This is a genomic window from Hydrogenophaga sp. A37 (assembly GCF_002001205.1).
GTDB lineage: Bacteria > Pseudomonadota > Gammaproteobacteria > Burkholderiales > Burkholderiaceae_C > Hydrogenophaga.
Window position 1 is genome coordinate 1 of record NZ_MUNZ01000165.1, and the last position, 2,827, is coordinate 2,827.

At 65.9% G+C, this 2,827-nt stretch carries 2 protein-coding genes and 1 pseudogene; 2 read left to right on the top strand and 1 reads right to left on the bottom strand.

Going from position 1 to position 2,827, the window contains the following annotated elements:
• Together B0E41_RS22255 and B0E41_RS22260 are read left to right on the top strand one after the other, a co-directional pair.
• Window positions 1–233: pseudogene (locus B0E41_RS22255) on the top strand (amino acid ABC transporter ATP-binding protein); the annotation flags it as partial.
• An 84-nt stretch (window positions 234–317) separates the two neighbouring features.
• Window positions 318–1,133, top strand: a complete 816-nt coding sequence (locus B0E41_RS22260) for an amino acid ABC transporter substrate-binding protein (RefSeq protein WP_253195094.1) — start codon at window positions 318–320, stop codon at window positions 1,131–1,133.
• A gap of 204 nt (window positions 1,134–1,337) precedes the next feature.
• Here B0E41_RS22260 and B0E41_RS22265 read toward each other — a convergent pair.
• Window positions 1,338–2,827 (bottom strand): PLP-dependent aminotransferase family protein (locus B0E41_RS22265; protein WP_077334590.1); only part of this gene is annotated, 1,490 nt, incomplete at its 5' end.

A 2,827-nucleotide genomic window follows, 5' to 3' on the forward strand; every position in this document is an offset into this window, starting at 1 on the left:
ACCCCGAGATGGTGGGGGAGGTGCTGGACGTGATGGTCAAGCTGGCGCAAGAGGGCATGACCATGATGGTGGTGACGCACGAAATGGGCTTTGCCAAGAAGGTCAGCCACCGCGTGATCTTCATGGATGCCGGCAAAATCGTCGAGGACTGCAGACGCATGGAGTTCTTCGACAAGTCCGAGGCGCGCTCGCCGCGCGCCAGGGACTTCCTCGCAAAAATTCTGCACCACTGAACGCCATTGAGGGCAAGCACCATGCGTCTGACCCTATCGACTCTCTGTCTGTACCTGGCCACTTCGTCAGCCGTGGCTGGGCCTGTGATCGACCGCATCACGCAGCGCGGGTCCGTCGTGATCGGCTATCGAGATGCCTCAGTGCCCTTTTCCTATCTTGACGCGGAGGGCAAGCCGGTCGGGTACGCGATCGACCTGTGCGGCAAGATCTCGGAAGCGTTGCGCAAGACCTTGGCCTTGACCCGTCTGAAAGTTGAGTATGTGAAGGTCACGTCAACGACCCGGATCGAAGCGGTCGCGCAGGGCCAGGTCGATCTCGAGTGCGAATCGACGACCAACAACAGCGAGCGACGCAAGACGGTCGCGTTTTCGGTGCCGCACTACATCACAGGCGCCCGCTACCTGGTGCGTGCAGACAGCACCATCCGTGAGTTGAAGGATTTCCGGGGCAAGACCCTGGCGTCCACCGTGGGCACCACGCCGCTGAAGGCCGTGGAACAAGCCAACAACGAACACCGGCATGGCATTCGCGTCATCAACGTGCCCGACCACGTGCGCGGCGTCGAGATGGTTGAGAGGGGAGATGCCGACGGGTTCGTCATGGACGAGGTGTTGCTGATGGGGCTGAAGGCCAGCCGCCCCGACCCGTCCAAGGTGATGATCGTCGGCAAGTACCTCACGATCGAAACCCTGGGCATCATGCTGCCCAAGAACGACGCTGAGTTCAAGCAGATCGTTGATGCGGAGATGAAACGCCTGATCCTGTCGCGCGAAGCGACCGCCGTTCACGACCGGTGGTTCACCCGCCCCATCCCGCCGAAGGGCCGGTCGCTGGAGTTGCCGATGAACCACCTGCACAAGGACTTCTGGAAGTACCCGTCGGACTGGGTTCCGGGTTGATACGGCGTTGCCTTCAAACGTATAACTTCGTTGCTTCGCCTTGCCGTGCTGTAGCACTGTCTGCGGCTTCGCGCCTTGTTCTACGCTTGAATGCAAAGCCGTATGAGAGGAACAGCCCCGCCGCGCTGCGCGCGACCCCGTCATACCGATGTGCATTCAAAGCGCTGACGGTATTGGTCAACCTTGCCGTGCTGCCAAGCGCGTCTATGCGCGTCGGCGCTCGTTCGGCCGGTTCTCGTTCAGCATCTCGCCCGCGATCTCGCCGATGCGCGCCAGGGCCTGCATGGTGACGGCGTTCCAGGGGCCGGAGAAGTTCAGGCGCAGGCAATTCCGGTAGCGGTCGGTGGCGGTGAACAGCTCGCCCGGGCCGAAGGTGATGCCTTCGCTCGCGCAGCGCTTGAACAGCGCCATGCTTTGAATCACCGGGTCCAGCTCCAGCCAGAGGGTGTCGCCCGAGGGCGGGTTGCTCACCCGTGTGCCGGCAGGAAAGTGGTGGCCGATCAGGTGGCGAGCTTCAAAGCGGCGTTGGCGCATGTGGGCGGTGAGGCGCCGCAGGTGTGCCTCGTAGCTGCCCTGGGTCAGCAGGTCAGCGAGCGCCTCTTCCAGCACCACATTGGTGGCCGCGCCTTGCAGCCTTTTGTGGGTGGCGATGGCGTCGCGCCAGCGGCCGGCCTCGACCCAGCCCAGGCGGATGCCCGGGGTGAGGGTTTTGGCAAACGAGCCGCAGACCATGACGTTGCCGTCGGTGTCCCAGGCCTTGGCGGCCTTGCGGCGTTCGTCACCGGCCAGCAGGTCGTTGAACACCACGTCTTCGATCAGTGGCACCCGCCGCTGCGCCAGCAGGCGCACCAGCCGCTGCTTGGCCGACAGCGGCATCACCGAGCCCAGCGGGTTCGACAGCGTGGGCGCGGCCAGCACGGCCTTGATGGGCTGCGTGTCCAGTGCCAGCTCCAGCGCGGGCAGCGAGAGGCCGGTGGCGGGGTGGGTGGGGATCTCCAGCACCCGCAGGCCCAGGGATTCGATCAGGTCGAGGTAGCCAAAGAAGGTGGGCGACTCCAGCGCCACCACGTCGCCGGGCTGGGTGACCGCGCGCAGGCACAGGCTCACGGCCTGCGTGCAACTGGCGGTGATCACGATGTCGCTGGCGTCCAGCGCGCAGCCCAGGTGCAGGGCGCGTTGGGCCACGGCCTGGCGCAGCGCGGGACGACCCGCGTCGGCCTTGTTGTATTCGGTGAGGCTGCGGCGGTGCACGCGCGAGGCGCGGCCCACGGCCACGCGCAGGCGGGTGTCGTCAAACAGCTCGCTGCTTTGCGGTGAGAAGCCGCCGAAGCTGGCGCGGTCGCCGGGCTGGTGCAGCATGGCGAAGCCCTCGGAGCGGCTTTGCCGCTCCAGCAGGAAACTGCGTTGCGGTGGCGCGCTCAGGCTGGGCTGGGCGATGCGCTGGGCGCGCTTCACGAAGTAGCCCGCTTTGGGCCGGGCCTGCACCAGGCCTTGCTCTTCGAGCTGGCGGTAGGCCTGCATGGCGGTGGAGATGGACACGCCGCGCGTCAGCGCCGTTTCGCGCACCGAGGGCAGGCGCTGGCCGGTCTTGAAGCTGCCGCCGTGGATCAGCTGCGCCAGTGTCTGCGCGATCTGCTGGTACAGCGGCAGGGCGGGGGCGGGTTCGGCCGACGGGGCCGGACACAGCGCAAGGG